24 protein-coding genes are annotated in these 21,106 nt (G+C 38.4%); 10 read left to right on the top strand and 14 right to left on the bottom strand.

The genetic code is table 11. The features are described 5' to 3' along the window. The first annotated feature begins 97 nt into the window (after window positions 1–97). Together AB1471_RS10940 and AB1471_RS10935 are read left to right on the top strand one after the other, a co-directional pair. Complete coding sequence (locus tag AB1471_RS10940) at window positions 98–574, top strand: GNAT family N-acetyltransferase (protein ID WP_367779804.1); 477 nt, start codon at window positions 98–100, stop codon at window positions 572–574. Continuing rightward, the gene (locus tag AB1471_RS10935; RefSeq protein ID WP_367779803.1) at window positions 571–729 is read left to right on the top strand and encodes a hypothetical protein; all 159 of its coding nucleotides are present in this window, start codon (window positions 571–573) and stop codon (window positions 727–729) included. The genes AB1471_RS10940 and AB1471_RS10935 overlap by 4 nt, the downstream gene beginning before the upstream one ends. 43 nt (window positions 730–772) lie before the next feature. Here the strand turns inward: AB1471_RS10935 and AB1471_RS10930 are convergent, their stop codons facing one another. Further along, on the bottom strand, window positions 773–961 hold the full coding sequence (locus tag AB1471_RS10930) for a DUF2187 family protein (protein ID WP_367779802.1): 189 nt from the start codon (window positions 959–961) through the stop codon (window positions 773–775). Between the two features lie 429 nt (window positions 962–1,390). Here AB1471_RS10930 and AB1471_RS10925 point away from each other — a divergent pair, with 429 nt between their 5' ends. Continuing rightward, window positions 1,391–2,140, top strand: a complete 750-nt coding sequence (locus tag AB1471_RS10925; protein WP_367779801.1) for a hypothetical protein — start codon at window positions 1,391–1,393, stop codon at window positions 2,138–2,140. Between the two features lie 198 nt (window positions 2,141–2,338). Here AB1471_RS10925 and AB1471_RS10920 read toward each other — a convergent pair whose 3' ends face one another. The 4 genes from AB1471_RS10920 to pulA form a co-directional block, all read right to left on the bottom strand. Continuing rightward, window positions 2,339–2,566 (bottom strand): DUF2164 family protein, encoded by a 228-nt coding sequence (locus AB1471_RS10920; RefSeq protein WP_367779800.1) that lies wholly within the window; start codon window positions 2,564–2,566, stop codon window positions 2,339–2,341. Between the two features lie 63 nt (window positions 2,567–2,629). Then, window positions 2,630–2,821 (bottom strand): hypothetical protein, encoded by a 192-nt coding sequence (locus AB1471_RS10915; RefSeq protein WP_367779799.1) that lies wholly within the window; start codon window positions 2,819–2,821, stop codon window positions 2,630–2,632. A gap of 158 nt (window positions 2,822–2,979) precedes the next feature. Continuing rightward, the gene (locus tag AB1471_RS10910) at window positions 2,980–3,177 is read right to left on the bottom strand and encodes a YqaE/Pmp3 family membrane protein (RefSeq protein WP_367779798.1); all 198 of its coding nucleotides are present in this window, start codon (window positions 3,175–3,177) and stop codon (window positions 2,980–2,982) included. 70 nt (window positions 3,178–3,247) lie between these two features. Further along, a complete protein-coding gene (gene pulA / locus AB1471_RS10905) occupies window positions 3,248–5,797 on the bottom strand; it encodes a type I pullulanase (RefSeq protein WP_367779797.1) in 2,550 nt (849 codons plus the stop codon). A gap of 311 nt (window positions 5,798–6,108) precedes the next feature. Here pulA and AB1471_RS10900 point away from each other — a divergent pair, with 311 nt between their 5' ends. The 3 genes from AB1471_RS10900 to floT all read left to right on the top strand — a co-directional run bounded on the left by AB1471_RS10900 (window position 6,109) and on the right by floT (window position 8,996). Further along, on the top strand, window positions 6,109–6,732 hold the full coding sequence (locus tag AB1471_RS10900) for an FMN-dependent NADH-azoreductase (RefSeq protein ID WP_367779796.1): 624 nt from the start codon (window positions 6,109–6,111) through the stop codon (window positions 6,730–6,732). Between the two features lie 155 nt (window positions 6,733–6,887). Then, window positions 6,888–7,430, top strand: a complete 543-nt coding sequence (locus tag AB1471_RS10895; protein WP_367779795.1) for an NfeD family membrane protein — start codon at window positions 6,888–6,890, stop codon at window positions 7,428–7,430. An 18-nt stretch (window positions 7,431–7,448) separates the two neighbouring features. Next, a complete protein-coding gene (gene floT, locus AB1471_RS10890; RefSeq protein ID WP_367779794.1) occupies window positions 7,449–8,996 on the top strand; it encodes a flotillin lipid rafts scaffold protein FloT in 1,548 nt (515 codons plus the stop codon). A 97-nt stretch (window positions 8,997–9,093) separates the two neighbouring features. Here the strand turns inward: floT and AB1471_RS10885 are convergent, their stop codons facing one another. The 7 genes from AB1471_RS10885 to serC form a co-directional block, all read right to left on the bottom strand. Continuing rightward, entirely contained in the window at window positions 9,094–9,420 is a 327-nt protein-coding gene (locus tag AB1471_RS10885; RefSeq protein WP_367779793.1) for a DUF4870 domain-containing protein, read from the bottom strand. 179 nt (window positions 9,421–9,599) lie between these two features. Further along, window positions 9,600–10,412 carry a DUF368 domain-containing protein gene (locus AB1471_RS10880; protein ID WP_367779792.1) on the bottom strand — a complete coding sequence of 271 codons (813 nt, stop codon included), beginning with the start codon at window positions 10,410–10,412 and terminating at the stop codon, window positions 9,600–9,602. Between the two features lie 630 nt (window positions 10,413–11,042). After that, window positions 11,043–12,068: a YhgE/Pip domain-containing protein gene (locus AB1471_RS10875; protein ID WP_367779791.1), complete on the bottom strand. Its 1,026-nt coding sequence runs from the start codon at window positions 12,066–12,068 to the stop codon at window positions 11,043–11,045. Beyond that, window positions 12,065–12,211: a hypothetical protein gene (locus tag AB1471_RS10870; protein ID WP_367779790.1), complete on the bottom strand. Its 147-nt coding sequence runs from the start codon at window positions 12,209–12,211 to the stop codon at window positions 12,065–12,067. Before AB1471_RS10870 ends, AB1471_RS10875 begins: the two co-directional genes overlap by 4 nt. An 88-nt stretch (window positions 12,212–12,299) precedes the next feature. Beyond that, entirely contained in the window at window positions 12,300–12,932 is a 633-nt protein-coding gene (locus AB1471_RS10865) for a TetR/AcrR family transcriptional regulator (RefSeq protein WP_367779789.1), read from the bottom strand. Between the two features lie 418 nt (window positions 12,933–13,350). Continuing rightward, window positions 13,351–14,529 carry a phosphoglycerate dehydrogenase gene (locus AB1471_RS10860; protein WP_367779788.1) on the bottom strand — a complete coding sequence of 393 codons (1,179 nt, stop codon included), beginning with the start codon at window positions 14,527–14,529 and terminating at the stop codon, window positions 13,351–13,353. Window positions 14,530–14,542: 13 nt separating this feature from the next. After that, window positions 14,543–15,631: a 3-phosphoserine/phosphohydroxythreonine transaminase gene (gene serC, locus AB1471_RS10855; RefSeq protein ID WP_367779787.1), complete on the bottom strand. Its 1,089-nt coding sequence runs from the start codon at window positions 15,629–15,631 to the stop codon at window positions 14,543–14,545. Between the two features lie 220 nt (window positions 15,632–15,851). Here serC and AB1471_RS10850 point away from each other — a divergent pair, with 220 nt between their 5' ends. Together AB1471_RS10850 and AB1471_RS10845 are read left to right on the top strand one after the other, a co-directional pair. Next, window positions 15,852–16,661 carry a LysM peptidoglycan-binding domain-containing protein gene (locus tag AB1471_RS10850; RefSeq protein WP_367779786.1) on the top strand — a complete coding sequence of 270 codons (810 nt, stop codon included), beginning with the start codon at window positions 15,852–15,854 and terminating at the stop codon, window positions 16,659–16,661. A gap of 265 nt (window positions 16,662–16,926) precedes the next feature. Beyond that, window positions 16,927–17,382: an IDEAL domain-containing protein gene (locus AB1471_RS10845; RefSeq protein WP_367779785.1), complete on the top strand. Its 456-nt coding sequence runs from the start codon at window positions 16,927–16,929 to the stop codon at window positions 17,380–17,382. Between the two features lie 247 nt (window positions 17,383–17,629). Here AB1471_RS10845 and AB1471_RS10840 read toward each other — a convergent pair whose 3' ends face one another. Together AB1471_RS10840 and AB1471_RS10835 are read right to left on the bottom strand one after the other, a co-directional pair. Further along, window positions 17,630–18,646 carry a C40 family peptidase gene (locus AB1471_RS10840; RefSeq protein WP_367779784.1) on the bottom strand — a complete coding sequence of 339 codons (1,017 nt, stop codon included), beginning with the start codon at window positions 18,644–18,646 and terminating at the stop codon, window positions 17,630–17,632. 24 nt (window positions 18,647–18,670) lie between these two features. Further along, window positions 18,671–19,480 (bottom strand): hypothetical protein, encoded by an 810-nt coding sequence (locus AB1471_RS10835; protein ID WP_367779783.1) that lies wholly within the window; start codon window positions 19,478–19,480, stop codon window positions 18,671–18,673. 194 nt (window positions 19,481–19,674) lie between these two features. Between AB1471_RS10835 and AB1471_RS10830 the strand changes: the two genes are divergently transcribed. Then, window positions 19,675–20,418 (top strand): YveK family protein, encoded by a 744-nt coding sequence (locus tag AB1471_RS10830; RefSeq protein WP_367779782.1) that lies wholly within the window; start codon window positions 19,675–19,677, stop codon window positions 20,416–20,418. Continuing rightward, window positions 20,408–21,106, top strand: coding sequence for a CpsD/CapB family tyrosine-protein kinase (locus AB1471_RS10825; RefSeq protein ID WP_367779781.1), 699 nt, complete (start codon window positions 20,408–20,410; stop codon window positions 21,104–21,106). The genes AB1471_RS10830 and AB1471_RS10825 overlap by 11 nt, the downstream gene beginning before the upstream one ends.

The following is a 21,106-nucleotide window of genomic DNA, read 5'->3' as shown; positions in this document are numbered from 1 at the left end:
TTTATGCTTGTTGTGGCTGAATGACCATGCTTGCGCTTTTGTTTATAAAGTTATTATAATGGAACTATTGGTGACTGAACAGAATGGAGGATGGAAAGTGGAGTGGACATTAAAATCGTTTGATGAATTAACAACGCATGAATTATATCGAATCTTGATGGAGAGAACTAATATTTTTGTTGTAGAACAACAATGTGCGTATGAAGAAATTGATGGGTATGATACAAAAGGCCATCATCTGACGCTTGAACATAAAGGAGAATTGGTGGCCTATGCACGCCTTCTTCCAGGAGGAGTCAAATATAATGTTCCTTCTATTGGCAGAATCATCGTGAATGAATCTCATCGTGGAAGCGGTATCGCACGCGAATTGATGTTGAAGTCGATAGAGATCATGGTCGAAGAATGGAAAGTAGAAAACATTAAACTGCAGGCACAGTTCTATCTTAAACATTTTTATCAATCATTTGGCTTTGAGGAAACATCAGAAGAGTATTTGGATGATGGGATCCCGCACGTGGATATGTTGATGAATGTAGGTAATCAAGCAGTTAAAGAGATTGGAAAAGAATGAACGGCAAAAAAATCGTTATAGGAATGGTTTTACTTGTCATTGTGATGTTGATTGTGATCTATTTATTAATTAGTAATTTTGAAGCTGTTGATCTAAATGAGGGCAATGATGAAGATGCACTGAGCATGGTCGAGATAGACAATTTGTATACATGAAAAATGCGCTACCACTTAGTGGATAGCGCGTGTGTTTTAAAAATCATTTTTTTATCACTTCATAATTTTCATGTGAAACCACGGTGAAATTAGTACCATAATCAAGTAATAATGCGTCTTCTCCAGAAATATTAACAATTACAGAACGTTCAAGAATCTTCGTTACTTCCCCTGTAATTTCAAAACCATGTCGTGTGAATCGTACAAATTGTCCTACATTTGCCGTTGTCATCTTAACACCCCATATTCCTTAGTGGATAATCATGATCTTTTTTGTTAATAAAATTTTACAATAGTATCTCCTAAATATAAACCATCTTATAGGAGATTCGCAAATCAAAGGGTAAACAGAACAAATTGGAAGCAAACGATCCTCTCGCTAACGGATTGAACCAAACTACAACTTACTTTTTTCACCCCATAGATCTTTCAAGGAAACAAAACTATCTCAAGAGTCAAATCCGACATTATGGTACTCTAACTATATAATAGTACAAATTTGTAGAAGTTTCAAAACAAGTGCAGACCAAATTGGCTTCTTAATTATCCTGACAGTCGTTAGAACAATCAAACAGAAAAGTATTATGCTGTTTAAAAGTATTATCACAAGAAATCATAGATATAATAGTAATAAGCTACGTCTAGAAAGGAGAGGAGCAGAATGAGAAAAAGTTCGTGGATCGGTATTGGGTTTTTTGTAGCGGGTATTGCCTTTTTATCCTTTGTATACTTTCCAGGAAGCGGCTCCGATTCTGACATCAAGGAATTATACGATTTTTCATCGAATGGTCTTACGTTGAATGTTGTGACCAATGGAGAAGAGTTTTTAGAGGGCGATGTTATCAGCATCGAAACCACTTTACAGAATGAACTCAGCGCACCAGTGACCTATGATGAGCGCTGTGGTGAACCGATCACTATTACAGTCAATGCGGAGATGATCGGTAATGAATTGATTCAGAAAAACCCTGCAGCTGCATGCGGAGAAGACGAATCAAAAACAGCAAGTATGATCTCTAATGAACAACTTTCCAAATCAGCGCAATTCGATTTAGAAATTCCATTGAATGAACAGGAGACGACCTTAGCACCTTCTGATCAATATACGATCAATATTACGTTTTATCCCACAGCACAACCAGCATTCACAGCTGAAATACCGATTGTCATTAAGCAACAAAACACTCAGCTCGTTAATGTAAATGAAGCAAAAAAACTCGCAATGCAATCTTACAAAGCGAAGATCTGGTTTGAAATCTACAGGGACACAGAGCGATACTTAATTTCTGAAGAACTACCTTATTTAAAGGATAACGAGTGGGTTTTTACATGGCATGCCATGAATATAGATCAAGCAAATTCCTCATCAGATACAGAACTGATCGTTAAAGAAGGAGCTCGTGTCGAATAGTCGAGTGAAGGTTTAATACATAATAAATAGGCGTAGGAGAGCACCTCTTAATTAAGAAATGTTCTCTTACGCCTATTTTTGTACATCTAGCTCCTCGAATCATAGCCACTCCTCATTTCAATAGAAAAAAAGTGCTACATGTGTTGATCGTCTTACGTTTGTCGGAGTTAAGCTCCTGCATCTGCTTCCAGTTTGTACTTACTTCTGAATTTCAAACACATCTTCAAGCTTTTCTGTTAAATATGAATGAGCGTCAGCGACCCCTTTATTATATATGGTTGGACCGATTTCTTTTAGTAGAAAGTCGAGTAAAAGTGTGGCTGCTAATTCACCAATTTCTTCATTGCGCTCTTCTTCAAAGTAGCTTCGTAGTGCTTGAACCATAGATTGCTTGTCCTTTTCTGATAGTGTAAATGGATCTTTCATGATGATCACCCCTTATCGTACTCATAATCATAACATGAGTACGAATAAGGGGGACGCAAAAGATTAGTGTTTCATTCGAGTACGATGTTGTTTATCTTGAGATGGCTTGAGAGTAAGTAGAAATAATGCTAGCGCTGCTCCGAAGCCAATAAGAACCTCAAGTGACCATACGCCGTATCTTAGTCCGAAATAAAGTTCAATTGATCCAAACACAAGCATAGAAATAATCGAAACATAACGCAGCCATTGATCCATGACTCTTCTCCTTTCTCAAATTGATTGTACTCGTCCGAGTTGTCTGTCTGAGTTTTCACGTATAATTGGGGATACTTCATGATATGCACAATCGTTGAAAAATGATTAGAAATTGTCTTTTGTCGTTTTTCATCTAAGCAAAAGAAGCTGACTATCGGTCAGCTTCTTTTGTTGCTTCTTCTCAGAATACGTTCTATATCTTTTTTATGCTTCTGATCGCGAATGACAATAACTGCGTGAATTAGACCAGGGATGTAGGCTAACAACGTCAATAAAATATTTAATAGGAATGATCCGAACCTCCCTGTAAAAAGCACAGCTAAAGGTGGAATGAAAATGGCTAGTATATATAACATTTTATCATCTACCTTTCATCTTTTTGTCTGTTCCCTAATCAAGGAGCACGAAACAATGGACAAGGGAATGTTATTTTTTTGTGAGGACGAGTGTAGACAATCGCGGCACTTCCACACGGTTACGTTTGATGATGCTCAGTGGTTCGATTCCTGCTTTATAGCCATTTACTAAGACATTCCATGGTCCAACAGAATTGAGATTAAATAAAACTGGGTGTTGATGAGCATTGTGAATAACCACATATTCTGAATATGCCTCAACATCCGAGTGTACGAGTAATTGATAAGCAATGAGGTACTCATCGGTAGGAAAGAAATGCATGCTACCTTCGATTGTTTGGCGAGACTTCATCCGAAAGGCTTCACTAAACTTTCTTAATGCGATAAGACCTTTTACATACTCAACCTCTTGTGCGAATTCAGCTTTGCGATCCCAATTCATCATGTTGATCGAATCTGGAGATTGATAACTATTATGATCTCCGTTTTTCGTACGCATAAATTCTTGCCCAGCATGCAGAAAAGGAATACCTTGTGACAGGAGCACAATGGACGTGGCTAGTTTGTGCATCAACTTTACATCTTCAATTGAAGCTCCGGGATTTGTTAACGTTAGCTTATCCCAAAGAGTATGGTTGTCGTGAGCTTCTACGTAGTTCACTACTTGATTTGGTGTAATGAAACGTTGGCGATCATAGTGGACCTTCATTCCTGCAGAAATTCCTTGTTTAATTTGAACGTTGTAGCCGTCGCGTCCATTGATGAATCCTCTGTCTTGATCAAAAAAGTTATTTCCTTTTAAATGGTCACGTATTGAATCATTAAAATGAGCGATTCGAGGCATTTTGTCAGCATTTAATTGGTTTGCCTTTTTTTCTTCAGCAAGTGGAGTTAACAAATTCCAACCTTCACCGAGCATGATGATAGATGGATCGACCTCATCAAGTGCTTGTCTAGCAGTATTCATCGTATCGATGTCGTGGATTCCCATCAAATCAAACCGAAAGCCGTCAATGTTATATTCTGTTGCCCAATAAACGAGTGAATCGACAATGAATTTTCTCATCATGTATCGCTCAGAAGCAGTATCGCTCCCTACTCCAGTCCCATTTGAAAGTAACCCATCTTTTGTATAGCGGAAATAGTAACCAGGAGCCAGCTGATGAAAATTTGAATGAGCAACGTTATATACATGGTTGTATACGACATCCATAATGACACGTATCCCACGGTCATGTAGTGTTTGTATCAGTTTTTTTAACTCAATGATTCTCGATCTTGGATGAAATGGATCTGTTGAATAAGAACCTTCTGGCGCGTTAAAATGTTGTGGATCATACCCCCAGTTATACTGAGACGATTCGCTTTTCGTTTCGTCAACAGTCCAATAATCATTGATTGGGAGTAGTTGAACATGTGTCACACCAAGGTCTACAATATGGTCGATGCCTGTTTTAAAACCATCAGACGTCATTGTATTTGTCTCCGTTAAACCTAGAAATTTTCCCTTGTGTGTAATCCCACTGTTTGGGTCGATCGAAGCATCGCGTACATGAAGCTCATAAATGATTGCATCTTCAATTGACTGAAAAGGTGGCTTTGAAAGGGTCCACTTCGCTGGGTTCGTTTTTAAAAGGTCAACGACAACGCCTTTTTCTCCATTCACAGTTACAGCTTTAGCATAGGGATCGACCGCTTCATGCCAGTCTTTACCGATTTTAACACGGAACATATACACCATTTCGTGCGTATCCCCATTGAAATCATAGCTCCATGTGCCATTAGGTCCTTTTTCCATCGGATACAAAGAAAGTTCTTTTACTTCAGCGTTTGAATAAAGCGCAAGTGTTGCTTTTTGTGCATCGGGCGACCATACGCGAAACAATGTCCGTTCATTTGTATAAATTGCGCCCAGTGTGCCGTTGTAAGCAAATTCGTCATTAAATTGTTTGGTGCGAACGATTGAACCATAGGTAACATCACAGGTTCCAAAATGCGAAATAGCAACACGGTAGTCTGCTTGTAAGGTCAATTTTTCTTTTGTTTTTATCGTTAACTGGTGAGCGAGACGAGAAGAATCATGGTCTTTTGACACATGGATTTCTTTAATCGATGCTCCTTCAAGATTAACTGTGATATTGTCGTGTTCCCAATCAAAAGCCAGATTTGTCTTAACCTCAATTTCATGCCATTTTTCCAACGTAGCACTTATTATACTTGGTGTTACGTCAACCTCCTTTTTATGATAATAAATTTTTTCTATCCCTTGTACGAGCCAAACTTCTGCATGTGCATTGTCATCAAATGATGTAATAAACCGATCGTCAAATCGTTTGCTTGCCCAATCATTTTGTTCCGTGCTTTTCCGTATGATAAAACCAACACGATTGATTCCGGTTGAGTCCTCCATTGTAAATGTAGCTGTGCGTCCGTATGAAGACTTTTCAACAAACTCAACCATACGTCCATTTTGTCCTTCTAGCCAAACCCACAGATTCCAGCCACTATAATCTCCATCATGCCGACGGTAATGAAGGGTAATGGAAACTTTTTTATAGTCCCCAGTATTTTGGTTATCGAGTGAAAAACCTTCTTTATAATTTCCATGAACTGTGCCCATTTTCACCAGCACCTTTACTTAAGATAACAAATTGATTTTATTGTTTATTTTACGTTATTTGTTTCGTGATAGTGTACAGATAAGGGTTGTCTATTTTTTTCTTTTTTATACTGTCATAAAATGTTGGGACTTACTTATGATTTAATGGATGTTTACTTTGTATATTCTTTTATAGTATGGATTAATTGATAGCAGTTCAATGTATTACGTTAAAAAAAATAAAAAAGATTGATTATTTCAAAAATATATATAAAAAGCATATCATAGAAGGTAAGTAAACCATTTTTCTAGATAAGGGAGGAAAAGCCCGTATGAAGATTTTATACATCAACGCTAACCCGAGAAACAAAAAATCTGTAAGTGAAGAAATTGCGGATGTGTTTATTGAGCATTTTACAAAGTTAGAAAAAGATGCAGAAGTTGAATATGTTCATTTATATGAAACAGAACTTCAAGAAATAGATGAAGACGTGTTGGCTTCGTGGGGGAAAAAAAGATCTGGTGAACCGCTAACGGCAGTAGAAGCACATAAAACAAAAGTGATGGATCATGTTTTGGATCAGTTTCTAGCGGCTGACGTATATGTGTTTATCACACCTTTTTGGAATTTGTTGTTTCCACCAAGATTAAAAACGTACATTGATTCCTTGTGTATCCCAGGCAAGACATTTCGTTATACTGCAGGCGGGCAAGAAGGAATGGTTAAGGATAAACGTGCGATTCATATCGAAGTAGTGGGTGGTGTTTACAAAGGAACGGGATTGAATTTTTCAGAGGATTACTTAAAAGAAATTATGCGCTTTCTTGGAATTAAAGACTATGATTCGGTCATTTGTGAAGGTATGAGTCAGTTTCCTGACAAGGCTGATAAGATCCTTGAAGAATCAAAAGAAGAAGCCAAGAAGCTTGCTAACAAAATAGCCCCAGTAGAATAATGGGTATTGTAAACTAGTGCGCCAACTAACGATGATTTTTTTCAACGTTAGTTGGCGCATTTCCTATAAAAATTCAAAAATTATGAAACCTTTTAGTACCTTGGATCGTCTATATATAAACAGGATATTCCAAGAAAGGGAGGATTTCGCACGACATGGAGTTATTTGGGTACAGTTTAGAGAACATTTATTTAGTGTTATTACTCTTGTCAGGTGCAATTATGTTGCTCTACTTGCTTTTTGGAGATGCAATCGAAGGGGTTTGGGGAGCATTTGGTCTTTTTAATCCTACAACGATTTTAGCATTCATTACAATTTTTTCGGGCAGCGGATATTTGTTTGAATCAATCTCTTCAATCTCTTCGTTTATTGCATTACTAATTAGTATTGTAATCTCACTAATAGCAAGTTTTCTTTTGCATTTTTTTATCTTAGTACCTTTAAAATCAGCAGAAGAGTCATTAGCGTATACAGAAAATTCGCTTGAAGGTCGAGTAGGGAAGGTCATTATCCCGATTCCAGCGGATGGTTATGGGGAAGTAGTCATTGAAAGTTATAGCGGAATGATTTCAAAACCTGCTTCGAGCTATAACAATAGTCCTATTGAAGAAGGGGAAAGAGTGCTGATCATTGATGTGGTCAGTGGTGTTCTTCAAGTAACGGACTATGAGCAAGCAATTGATTTCTATAAAGAGTAGGAACTAGGGGGAAACAGAATGTCGAGTTTATTTATTGTCATTGGAGTAGTTGGGGTTATTTTATTCGCACTGATCGGAATATATATCACGAAATATCGAACAGCTGGTCCAGATGAAGCGCTAATTGTAACAGGCAGTTATTTAGGAACCAAAAATGTACATACTGATGAATCGGGCAACCGAATCAAGATTATACGAGGTGGCGGTACCTTCATTTTTCCCGTCTTCCAACAAGCAGATCCGTTAAGTCTCTTGTCGAGTAAGCTTGATGTAACAACGCCGGAAGTGTACACAGAACAAGGAGTTCCCGTTATGGCAGATGGAACGGCCATTATTAAAATTGGTGGCTCCATAAGTGAAATTGCAACCGCTGCAGAACAATTTTTAGGAAAGAAAAAAGAAGATCGTGAAAACGAAGCGAAAGAAGTACTTGAAGGTCATTTACGTTCCATTTTAGGCTCAATGACTGTAGAAGAAATTTATAAAAATCGTGATAAATTTTCTCAAGAAGTACAACGTGTCGCTTCTCAAGATTTAGCGAAAATGGGTCTAATTATTGTTTCATTTACCATAAAAGACGTACGAGATAAAAACGGTTACCTAGAGTCGCTCGGTAAACCGCGTATTGCGCAAGTAAAAAGAGACGCTGATATTGCAACAGCTGAGGCTGACAAAGAAACACGTATTAAACGTGCTGAGACAGATAAAGATGCTAAACGATCAGAGCTTGAACGTGCCACTGAAATTGCAGAATCTGAAAAAGATAATCAACTAAAAACAGCTGATTACCGAAGAGAACAAGATGTAGCAAGAGCTCGTGCTGACCAATCGTATGACTTGGAAACAGCTCGCGCGAAGCAGGAAGTAACAAAACAAGAAATGCAAATTCAAATCATCGAACGTGAAAAACAAATTGAATTAGAAGAAAAAGAGATCTTGCGTCGGGAACGTCAATATGATTCAGAGGTTAAAAAGAAAGCCGATGCTGATCGCTACTCAGTTGAGCAAGCGGCAGCAGCAAGTAAATCAAGAGAAATGGCAGAAGCGGATGCAAATAAATATCGAATTGAAGCGATGGCAAAAGCAGAAGCTGAAAAAATACGTCTAGACGGACAAGCACAAGCCGATTCAGAACGTGCACAAGGGGAAACAGAAGCAGAGATCATTCGTATTAAAGGTCTTGCTGAAGCAGAAGCGAAACGCAAAATTGCAGAGGCATTCGAGGAGTATGGTCGTGCAGCAACTCTTGACATGGTTCTTAAAATGCTTCCACAATACGCAAAAGAAGTGTCAGCTCCACTTGGTAATATCGATAAAATTACAGTTGTTGATACGGGTAGTGACAGCGGAAATGGTGGTGCAAACAAGGTATCTGGCTATGCAATGAACCTCATGACAACCATGCAGGAATCACTAAAAGCTTCCTCTGGGATTGATGTGAAAGAAATGCTTGAAAACTTATCTGGTAAGCATAATATTAGACCAAGCATCGATCAACTAACAAATGAGATCAAACAAAATAACGGTGCGAAGCAAGAAGTTGAAACAGTCGGACAAGCAAAGTAATTGTGTGAGCAGCCCTCTACGTTTTAGAGGGCTGTATTTTTGTGATTTAAACGTAGTATGAAGGATATCATTGCAGCATGAAAAAAGCTGACCAAAGTCAGCTGAAAATTCGTATGACTAATGGAATTCGATAAACAGCGCCTTCATAAGCATAGATCCCAGCGATTATCGTGAAGATGATCATCATCATGGCTAAAATGCCGTTGATCACAAAACCGATTCCGATAAAATATAAAAAACTTGCGGCGACTTGATACAAGAAATAACTCACAATAAAGTTGAAATACATGATGCCATGTTGTCGTACGTAGGCAGAATCACGTTTCAACAACCATAAGATTGCTGGACCAATAATCGTAGTGATAAAACTCGTAAAATACATGAGACTAGCAAATAACCGTTCTTCAGCGTTCGATTGTTGCATTGGGATGCCTCCTTTACTAATACTACGAATAATAGAAAGGAAATATGTCACTCAAGTACGATAAAGCACCTATTTCAATTAAGAAATAGGTGCTTGTTTTTTTCCAATTACAGCTACTAGCTTCGAGGTCAGCTCGTATTTTAAATGTCGGAACAGAACGTGATTGCTTCTGTATTGTTTTACCCTTTTTTCCCTAGGTAAGTTGCTATAAAAAGTCCGAATAAGAGGGCAATAACACTAAGTAAAACATTGTTAAAGGCTAATGTTAGTCCTGGATACACAACAAAGAGTGAGCCGAAAACTAATCCGAGGATGAGCGCGTACATCACCAGTGGATGTTGGTTTAGCAAATATTTGATTCCTTTACTGCTTAAAATAAAGCCCGTTCCAATACCTGCTACGATCAGCAGAATAATAGGTAGGTTCAATGTTGTGAGTGAGTTTATTGCAGTGTCGTACACGCCAAAAATCATTAAAATAAGTGAGCCGCTGACACCTGGCAGTAACAGGGCCATACTTGCTAAAGCGCCTGCTACAAACAAAACGCCGCTGGACTGAAGTGTTAGCGTTTCAATCAGTTTGCCACTTTCTTCCGGTGTGAAAAAACCGATGATAGCTACTAAAATGGCACCGACTACAAAGAGGATAAAATGTTTTGGTTTAAATGTGCCTTTTTCATTGGCTTCCTTCAACAAATAAGGAAGAATCCCTGCGATTAAACCGATAAAAAAGAAGTTCGTTGGTTGTGGATATTCATTAAGTAACCACTCTACCACATGGCTAAATAGTAGCAAAGCTGATGCCATTCCCAGACCAATAGTCAATAAAAAGGGGACGTGCTTTTTCCATTCTTTTGTAGTCATACCGCTAATTGCATTAATAAATTGATCATAAATACCTAATAGAACGGCAATGGTTCCTCCACTGACGCCTGGGATAAGATCGCTTGTCCCCATAGCCATTCCGCGGAATATATTTCTCCAATCAAACATATATGTATCTCCTTTTATGCGTAATCATTTTTGTGAATTTATTGATTATAGGATCAAGTACTAGTACTCATTATACTCGAAGAATTTGTTTTCGTCATTGGAGAATCGAAATGAAGGGAATTTATTCATTTAGAGTCGAATGAGTAAACAGATTATTTTATACCCTTAAGGAGACAATTCTATGAAAACAGTGTTGCTAATTGCAAATCTATCATCAGGTGAAGAAAGAAAACATATGGATAATATTCTAGCCTCTTGATTATATAACGATGAAAGAAACCGACAATGTACTCGTTTGGCTGAAACGGGTTGGGAAAAAGGGTATGACACGGTCGTATCAGGGAGAAGGACATTAAATGAAATCATCACAGGCCTGCTCAAAAGTCCTATTAACTAAGCTCCGCACTGTCACACAAGGAACAGTGAACGACGTTTCGAGAGCTTTGTCTATCCCGATGAATCCATTCGTATTTTGGAAGGTGAACAAAAAGTTTAAGATCGTTTGAAATGGATTCTTATATATAAAAACGCTATCCTTTCAGTCTATTAAAGAAAGAATAGCGTTTTTATAGATTTGGGTTCTGCTTAACTTGTCGATGGCGTGAGCCTATTTACTAGAGTTTTATAAGGTTAAGTAGTAGCCTTATCTTTTTTCCCTTGTGGTTCCTTCACCGGCTTTAGCTCAGACAAAAGTACAAGAGCTGCACCAACTGCAGCGGTCAAAGAAAGTACCTTTAGAGGTTCCCTTAGGTTTAGCCCTTCACCGAAATAGAATAAATCGCGAAGAATTTCAACTCCGAAGCGAAGAGGAACCCATGATAGCAGCCAGTACCTCGATACATCAGGTAAAAACTCCACCGGTAAACTAAGTGCAGGCGGACCGAAAAAGAACAAAAGTGCAAGAAGCGGCATACCTTTAAGTCCCGTCCAATTTAATATCCCTGTCATGAGCAAAAAGAAGCAATAACTAATAAGCGCTGTATAGCCCCACATTTCCATCATATCAGGAACACGAAGACTTAGAATCTCCACTCCTGTAAATAGCAAGCTGCCAGAGGCAATGAGTGCAATTATCGCGCCAAGCACAAGCTGTCCAATAGCTGTGCCCCAGCCACTTTTCTGCCCTTCTTTTACATTGCGGGCAGTGAGGAAGATCGTAAGGGCGCCAACCATACTTCCTACCCATAGCAGCTGAGTGAAAACAACCGGGGCATTGCCGTTCGCACTGCGTTCGCCTACTGCATTTACAGTTTCGAATACAGTGTTTACCGGCTCAGCTAGCAGGTTTACTTGTGCTGTTGGCAACGCCTCCATGCCGCGCTCCTCTGCCGAATTGATTAATTGCTCACGAAGCTGTCCATTCAATCCTGCAATCATTTTGTCCATGATCGTGTTTACCGTAGTTGCTACTGTGAGATTTTTCCCTTGATTAAGAATAACCGTAACCGAAGATTGTGCTGAATCCGTATTTAGAAGCGACATTACATTTGAACTGAAGGTGGAAGGCACTACTAGCGTTGCGTAGTATTCCTGATTATTCATTGCATCTCTAGCCTGTTGCTCAGATTGTACCTCCGTCCATAAGAAAGGAGAATCCTCACCAGTAGGTAACGTATCAGCAGTGAACGCTTCCTTCATTTTTTCTCCGAAGTTCACGTTCTCCCCAGTTGGTAACTCCATGCCTTCGGATCAATCGTTGATCCAAGCATCGCGAACGACAATACCATAACTACCAGAAGTACACTCACCATAGAAATGTAAAACAAGGGCTGACGAAACATCGATCTAAAGCTATTCATTTGATCCCTCCTAATTTTCATTGAACGTTCGGTGAAAATAGTGATCTATATAAATCCTCCATTAAGGAGGATTTATTTTTACAGAGCTTTAAACTGGTTTCATAGACCAAAATTTCACAAGCTGATCCACCGATTTCTCAACAAACTCTTCGTGTGATTCTGTAATAATATTAATACCTGCCAACTCCCTAATAATAAGCATAAAGTTGATGGATACAATCTGTTTTGCAGCAATTTGAAAGTCCAATTCTGCTATCTCACCATCTTCATGACGCTCACGGAGAAACTTAGCCATCCAGTCTAAGCGGTTCATAATCATAGCGCTTAACTTCTCAACAAAATCATCGCTTAAATGCGCGCGTTCCCTAAACATAATGAGGGCTGACTGGCGGTCAGACATAATCATTTCATACATACGTTCTAGAAAAGTGATTAATGTTTGTTTAAGTGGTATATCGTTCGTAATTGAATCCGAAAGCTGTTGAAGGGTTTCGAACCGGCTTGTAAACGCCTCTTCCACGATTGTCTCCAAGATTTGCTGCTTCCCTTTCGGAAAATAATGATAGATCAGCCCGTCCGCCATTCCGATGCTGCGGTTGATTTTTCGAATTGGCGTGGCGTGAAAGCCTTGTTCAGCGAATAATTCCTTGGAGGCTTGAAGAAGTTGTCTACGGCGTTCCTCTGCCTGAAGGTCTCGGCTAGTTATTTTCTTTTTTGTCATCCTATCATCTACCTTCCAAAAAGTTCACCGTACGTTCAGTGAAATTATAATTCTAAATAATTTCACTGTCAACTGAAAATGGTAAAAGTACTGCTTATTATGCGAGGTGACAGTACGAATAATCTCCAGACTGAAGTTTCCATCATGCTAATTACAAATCCATCATCGGGCATGGAAGTATATGGAATAATGTGTTAGGGTTTTGCATAGATTACTATTATGGGTTTTTTTCAGTTCTATTTTTTAAGGTTGAAAATTAAGAGGGGGGACAGAATGAAAAATAAGCGAATCATGTTTTATTTACTGATAGGAGCAGCAATTATATTGGAATAGGTCGACAGAAAAAAGTCATCACCTGCATGCTCAGGGCGATGACTTTTTTGTTTTATTTTTAGTCCCAAAAAGCCCCAACTCAACACTAAGCATTCGTGAGATGACGCGCTCTAACGACTCCTTGGATGCTATGCAAGCGAGCAAGAATGTCGTCCTTTTGTTCGCTAGATAGCTTGTTATCAATGTCGATCAACGTATAGGCCCAGTCACTACGACTACGATTGAGCATGTCGGCGATGTTAAATTTGCGGTCGGCTAGGAGACCTGAGAATTGTCCGACCATGTTTGGAACGTTTTGATGCATGATCGTAAGTCGCCCTGGTGATGTGAGTGGTAGGCTGACGTTTGGTAAATTGACGGAATTACGAATGTTGCCTGTTTCAAGAAATATTTTTAGCTGACGAGCAGCCATCACGGCACAGTTTTCTTCTGATTCAGAAGTTGACGCACCTAAATGAGGGATCGCGACAACATTCTTCAGTCCAAACACATGGTTATTTGGAAAATCGGTGATGTATTTACCAACCGTTCCATCCGCTAATGCTTCTGCTAACGCTTGTTCATCAACAAGTTCACCTCGAGCAAAATTGATGAATTGAATGCCCTTTTTCATGGCACAAAACGCTTTAGCATCAATAATACCAGTGGTTTTTTCAGATAAAGGAACATGAATTGTGATGTAGTCACATGATGATAACAATTCATCTAAGTGATGAACACGTTGTACATTTCGTGAAATCGTCCATGCCACATCAACTGACACAAATGGATCGTACGCTATCACATCCATATCAAGTGCAAGTGCATCATTGGCTACGACGGACCCGATGTTTCCAAGTCCGATTACCCCAAGTTTTTTCCCACTAATTTCATGCCCAATAAACGCTTTTTTATTGGCTTCAACTTGCCCCGCCACGTCTTTTGTCCCTGCCAATGAATTCGTCCAATGAATCGCTTGAAATAAATTTCGCGCGCTTGCAATTAAACAAGAAAGTACGAGCTCTTTGACAGCATTTGCATTGGCGCCAGGGGCATTAAAGACGACCACGCCATTTTGAGAACAAGTTTCCAGTGGAATATTGTTTGTGCCTGCACCTGCTCTAGCAATGGCTTGAACGGATTGAGGGAGTTGCTGGCCGTGAAGTGAGTGACTTCTTAGTAAAATGGCATCAGGTTGTTCTGCTGTATTGAGAGCAAAGGGACCTTGAAGTAGAGAAAGGCCTGCTTCAGCAATCTGGTTGTATGTTTGAATTTGATATGTCATGGAGATGTTCCCCCTAGGTTGATCTTTTTTCGAATTGTGTCATGGCGTCAGTGAGTCGCTCAACACCTTCAAGTGGCATCGCATTGTAAAGGCTAGCACGCATTCCTCCAACTGATCGATGCCCTTTTAACTCGACAAGTTTTTGAGAAGCTGCGAAATGAAGAAACGCTTGATCGAGTTCTTCATTTTTTGTTTTAAATGGAACGTTCATCAATGAGCGATTTTCTTTTTTAACGGACGATGAGAAAAGTTTTGAGCAGTCGATTGCATCATATAACAACTGGGCTTTCTTTCGATTGCGTCGTTCCATGTCCTCGATCCCACCAATCGATTCAACCCATTCAAGGACAAGGTTAATCATATAAATGGCAAAGGTCGGTGGAGTATTATATAAGGAATCAGCTTTTGCATGTATGGCGTAATCAAGCATAGTCGGCAATGTTGTTGCTTCCGTCTTACCAATTAAATCTTCTCGAATAATTACCACTGTTACGCCAGAGGGACCTAAATTTTTCTGAGCTCCAGCATAAATGACCCCATGATCTGTAACATTGATTTTTTCTGAAAGAATATTTGACGAAAGATCTGTAACGATGGGGATGTTGTTATTGGTTTTTGGAAAAACGGAAATCCGAGTTCCTTCTATTGTATTGTTACTGGTTACATGGAGATAAGATGTTCGTTTAGAAAGTGTGGACTCTGCAAAATCGGGGATTGATCGAAATGCATCATCCTCAGAAGAAGCAAAAATAGTTGCATCGCCAACTTTTTTTGCTTCAGCATATGCTTTTTTCGACCAAGAACCAGTAATTAAATATGCTGCTTCGTTATCTTTTTGTAATAAATTTAATGGTATCATAGAAAATTGTAGCGATGCGCCACCCTGTAAAAAAAGAATTTTGTAGGAATCGGGGATGTTCATCAATGAGCGTAGTCGTTTTTTTGCTTCATGTAAAATTCGTTCGAATGATTTTGATCTGTGACTCATTTCCATAATTGACATTCCAGATTGATGAGTGTTAAGTAGTTCAGATTGCGCTCGCTTCAATACTTCGAGTGGCAGAGCAGAAGGTCCTGCAGAAAAATTTATAACTCGCCCCATTGCAATTCAACTCCTCTATTTATATCGTAATTTACTGAAATTATGAAACATTCTTTATAAAGGTAGTCTCAAGTATAGTTTTCACACGGACATATGTCAACGAGTGAGATACACGTAATCATGTAATCTAATTGTTAAACTTCTCTAATGGTCATGACATCCTTTTGAAATTTATAGATGATATGCTATGTCTAGTTAGTGAAAAGGAGGGCTTCATTTTATGAAAAAACAAATCGTTGCACTAACTGGAATCGCAGCGTTGACTGCCGGATTGGTAGGTCAAGTAGCATTAGCATCATCTTCTTACACAGTAGATGAAGGAGAAACGTTGTGGGGGATTTCTCAAACCACAAATGTCACAGTTCAAGATCTTACGGATTGGAATGACCTATCATCTACAATTATATATCCAGATCAAGAATTAAAAATTATCAATAAAGAAGAAACATACACTGTTGTAAGTGGAGATACGCTAAGCTCAATCTCACATGCTCACGATATATCATTGGATGAGCTTATGGACAATAATGGCTTATCAAGCGATCTTATCTTTCCAGGTGATAAACTAGTAGTAAGCGGTGAAAAAGCACCAACAGCTGAACAATCTTCAGCATCAGTTGAGTCAGTAGAAGAAGCATCAGCTGAGCCAGTAGAAGAAGCACCAGTGCAAGATGCAGGAACTACACAATCTCTTGAAGGCGTAGAAGGAACTGGTGGCGAACAACCATCATCTGAAGCAACTCAAGAATTTACGGTTTCAGCAACAGCATACACTGCATCCTGTGCAGGATGTTCAGGTATAACAGCAACAGGTATTGACCTTCGTGATAACCCGAACCAAAAAGTAATCTCAGTAGACCCAAGCGTCATTCCACTTGGATCTCGCGTCTGGGTTGAAGGATACGGAGAAGCAATTGCTGGAGACACTGGTGGAGCAATCAAAGGCAACAAAATAGATGTATTCGTTCCTTCTCAAGACGCAGCACTTAGCTGGGGCGTCAAAGAAGTTAAAGTTAAAATTCTTAACTAAATAATATGTGAGCATAAAAAGCCACTTTCCTCATATGGGAAGTGGCTTTTTCTTTATAAAGAATGAATGGACTTTACGGTAGAAAGGGGACAGGCACCAAAGCAAAGTATTAACTTTAAACTAAATACCATATGATTGCTGCTGCAAATCACACCATATACAATCTGGTAAGTATTTTCTCTTTATCTTTTTCATAAAATGTATGATAACAGATTAAAATAACTGAATTTTTAATTAGAAATTTAATCAGGAGGAGGGGATTGTGTTGCTGAATATTAAGATGATGAAGCCTTTTTACACACTGCAAGAAGGAAATGACCTTAAGCTCGTATTTGCGTATCAATATTTCTCCATCATAAAAGAAAATGAAGTGTATCAGTTTATCCCTGTAGAATCCAACGAGATTAGGATCAACATCCAAACGACGCAAATTGAAAACCTAACCGATATTTTTGTATTCCAACGAGGAACAAAAATTTTTCGGGTGCGATTGTTTCAATTGCTTCAAATTTCTGATTTACTGGACCACCTTCAGTCGATTACGTCGTTTCACGTTCAAGATGTCAAATCGGGTGATAATTCAGAAAAAAGTAGTCAAGAAGTTTTACACTTTGAAAAAGAAAACTTGCACCGTTTAATCGACAAAGCTCTTTTAGAAGGAGATCGTGAACAGTTCATGTCACTAACTGAACAATTTAAAACAGAGGAGGCGGCCCACTGATGCCTCCTATGCCAAAATATTTAACCACTTATCAAAGGATGGGGAAGTGGTTAAATTGAGTTGCAAAAGGATGATGAAGAGTAAAATCCTCTAACGGGGAGTAAGTGTTTTTTTAAATACCTTAGATAGGAATAAATTAGTGAAGTGATTTTGAAGATGAAGAGTAAATTGGGTATGAAGAAGAGTATTTCCCCATAATAATCAAAAAGAGAGGTACCATTTTGGTAACCTCTCTTAAACTATTCACTTAGTATAAACGCTTAAAGCTTTCAAAGTGTGATTTCCAATACGGGTTATCTAAACTAGTGATTTGGACACCACTATCACCCGCATGAATAAATTCGTTGTTTCCAATGTAAAATCCTACGTGTGAAATTCCAGCTTTATACGTATTTTCAAAGAATACTAAATCTCCTACTTTAGGGGTATCTACATTAAAAGAGCGATCATAGTATCCTGAAGCACTAGTTCTCGAAATATCTACTCCTGCTTCTTTCAATACATAATAGATAAATCCACTACAATCAAATCCAGCGGGTGTTGAACCGCCCCATTCATATGGAACTCCTAGTTGACCTTTAGCGATGTCGATAATATCACTTGTACTTGGAGAACCATTATCAGGTGGTGTAGACGGACTATCAGGTGGTGTAGAAGGACTTCCACTCTCTCCACCCTTAATAACGAGTGATTGACCAACATAAATAAGATCTGATGAAAGATTATTCCAAGATTTTAAATTTGCCACGGTCACTTTGTTGTTTAGTGCAATCTTACCAAGTGTATCGCCTGATTGAACAGTGTATGTTGTTGAAGGATTACTCGGTTCAGAAGCTGGAGGTGCAGGATTTGGAGCTGGTGTGGTATCCTGAGCCTCTCCACTTAATTTTAGTTTTTGTCCTGGAAAAATTAAATGACCAGATAGATTATTTAATTCCATCAATTTAGACAATGTCATGTTGTTGTTTTGAGCGATTGCACCTAACGTGTCACCAGATTTTACAGTATATGTACCCTCACTTGGAGCTGTTGGTGTTGTTGAACTACCTGAAACTGTAAGTACTTGATTTGGAAAAATCATATCTGAAGAAAGATTATTGAGAGTCTTTAAATTATCGACAGTCGTATTATACTTATTCGCAATCTTCCATAACGAATCACCTGAACTTACTTTGTGTGAACTTGAACTTGCTTCTGCTTCAGAAACAAAGCCAAATGCTGAAAGGGCAGCTGTGGCAGCTACTGCAAACATCGTTTTTTTCATGTGAATTTTCACTCTCCTAAATGGTTAATTAGCTGAAAAATAGTTTACTAGATATGTTCCCCAGGTTGTGTGACCTAGACTGTTAGGGTCCTTATCTTCCGTTAAATAGTCTTCCAATTCCATATTATCTGACGAAGGCCATTCTGTCCAATGGTCTAAATAAGTAAAACCAAAATCTTCTACTGCATCCCTAACTGCTTTAACTTGCTCAGGGTAAACAGTCGCTTGATAAATGGGTTGAGAGGGAAGAACAAATAGGTTCGATTCAGGAAGAAGTGATTGAAATTCTTCAAGGAAACCATTCATGTAAACTACTTGATCGTCCGTTGAGAGAACTCCATTATCCCTTAGCGTAGGAAGCTCGTATAACACAATCTCTTGATCATCAAAATCATACGTTCCTTCTTCAAAGGCTTCAAACCAATCTTGGGAAGTTCCTTCATCTGGATGTTGAATAACAGTGAAATTCAACTTCACTCCATTATAAAGGGATGTTAGTTCCTCCTCTAGAATTGTTGTCCAGTTTTGACTGGAGGATAAGGCGGATTCAGATGCTACTAAAGTTATATCGACCGGTTGATCATTTTGTTGATTCTCCAACCACATTTTCTGTGCTTTCTCTGGTTGGTTTGCGATAAGCGTTACAAAACTGTCATTTTTTTCTGTGTCTAGATTGCTATCATTTGTTTCATCTGACTCTGATACTGTGTCCAGGTCATTAGTAGTTGATGATTGATGAATCGCTTCTTGAGAGTTGACCCAAGCACGCTGCCCTGAAAAAACAATAAACACAGTAAGTATGAGACATGATACAATCAAAAATTTTTTAATCATGCAGGATAAAACTCCCTTTATAAATGATATAAATAGTTACATGGTATAGCATATTTTTATTATATAAGATAGTTTTAAAAAATGGTAGATGTGATGTAAAAGAATTCCGGAATTTGAAAAAGGTAAGTTTTCTTTAGAGACTTTATGGTATAATGCAATGGTTATTTTCATCTATGTCAGGAGGAACTATCCGTATGGAAGAAACAATAAGCTTAAAAGAGTTATTTGGTACATTAAAGAAAAGAATGCTGATGATCATCATAGTTACGTTAATCGCGATTTCAGCCAGTGCGATCATTTCCTATTATGTTATCACACCAATGTATCAAGCCTCTACTCAGCTTCTAGTAAATCAGGAACAAAGTGATCAGCCAAACTTAAATGTCTCAGATATACAAGCAAATTTACAATTAATAAGTACTTATAACGACATTATTAAGAGTCCAGTAATCCTTGATAAAGTATCAGAACAGTTAGGTGGAACATATACAACCTCTCAGTTAAAAGGAATAATCACAGTTCAAGCGGAACGAGATTCTCAAGTCGTAAACTTATCTGTTCAAGACCCCGATCCTTATGTTGCTGCTGATATTGCAAATAAAACAGTAGCTGTTTTTCAAGAGGAAATAGTTGAATTGATGAATGGTGTAGATAATGTGAGTGTATTAGCACCTGCAGTCATATCGTCTGATCAATCACCTGTTAGCCCGCAACCACTGCTAAACATAGCCATCGCTTTAGTTGTTGGTTTAATGGTTGGAGTAGGGATTGCTTTCCTATTAGAATACTTAGACAATACAATTAAGACAGAACAAGATGTTGAAAAAGTTCTAGATTTACCTATCTTGGGAGTAGTTGGTCAAATAACAAATCTTCCTGATAAAAATCTAACTGGTTCACGTACTATGAAAGTAAGGAGCGAGCGATATGGCGGGTAAAGCTAAAAAAAATATTGATGGAAAAAAAAGAAATCTAATTGTACAATACAACCCAAAATCAGTTGCTGCTGAACAATATAGAACGATTCGAACGAACATACAATTTTCTGCAATTGAACACGATATTCGTACGATCACAGTGACTTCATCTAGTCCAGGTGAAGGTAAGTCCACAACTGCAGCAAACTTGGCAATCGTTTTTGCTCAACAAGGGAAGAGAGTTCTCTTGGTTGACGCAGACATGAGAAAACCAACCATGCACTTTACCTTTAATATATTAAATACAACTGGATTAACGAGTGTATTAACAAGACAATCCACTTTAGAGCAAGCAGTTAATAAAACGGATATTGAAAAATTGGATGTCCTATCATCGGGACCTATCCCACCAAATCCATCTGAGTTATTATCATCTCGAGTAATGAAGCGTTTTTTCGATTCTGCACAAAATTTATACGATCTAATCATTTTTGATACACCACCGGTATTAGCCGTTACTGATGCACAAGTTTTATCTCATCAATGTGATGGTACTATTTTAGTCGTCCGCTCACGAATTGCTGATAAAGACAAAGTGTTGAAAGCAAAAGATCTCATGACTACTGCGAAAGCAAAGATTTTAGGCGTAATTTTAAATGATAAGAAAATGCAAAGTAACGATGAGTATTATTACTATGGAAATAGCTGA

It is taken from the genome of Jeotgalibacillus marinus, from assembly GCF_040801915.1.
GTDB lineage: Bacteria > Bacillota > Bacilli > Bacillales > Jeotgalibacillaceae > Jeotgalibacillus > Jeotgalibacillus marinus.
Note: the sequence above shows the minus strand (reverse complement) of the source record. Positions and strands in the feature narration are given on the sequence as shown.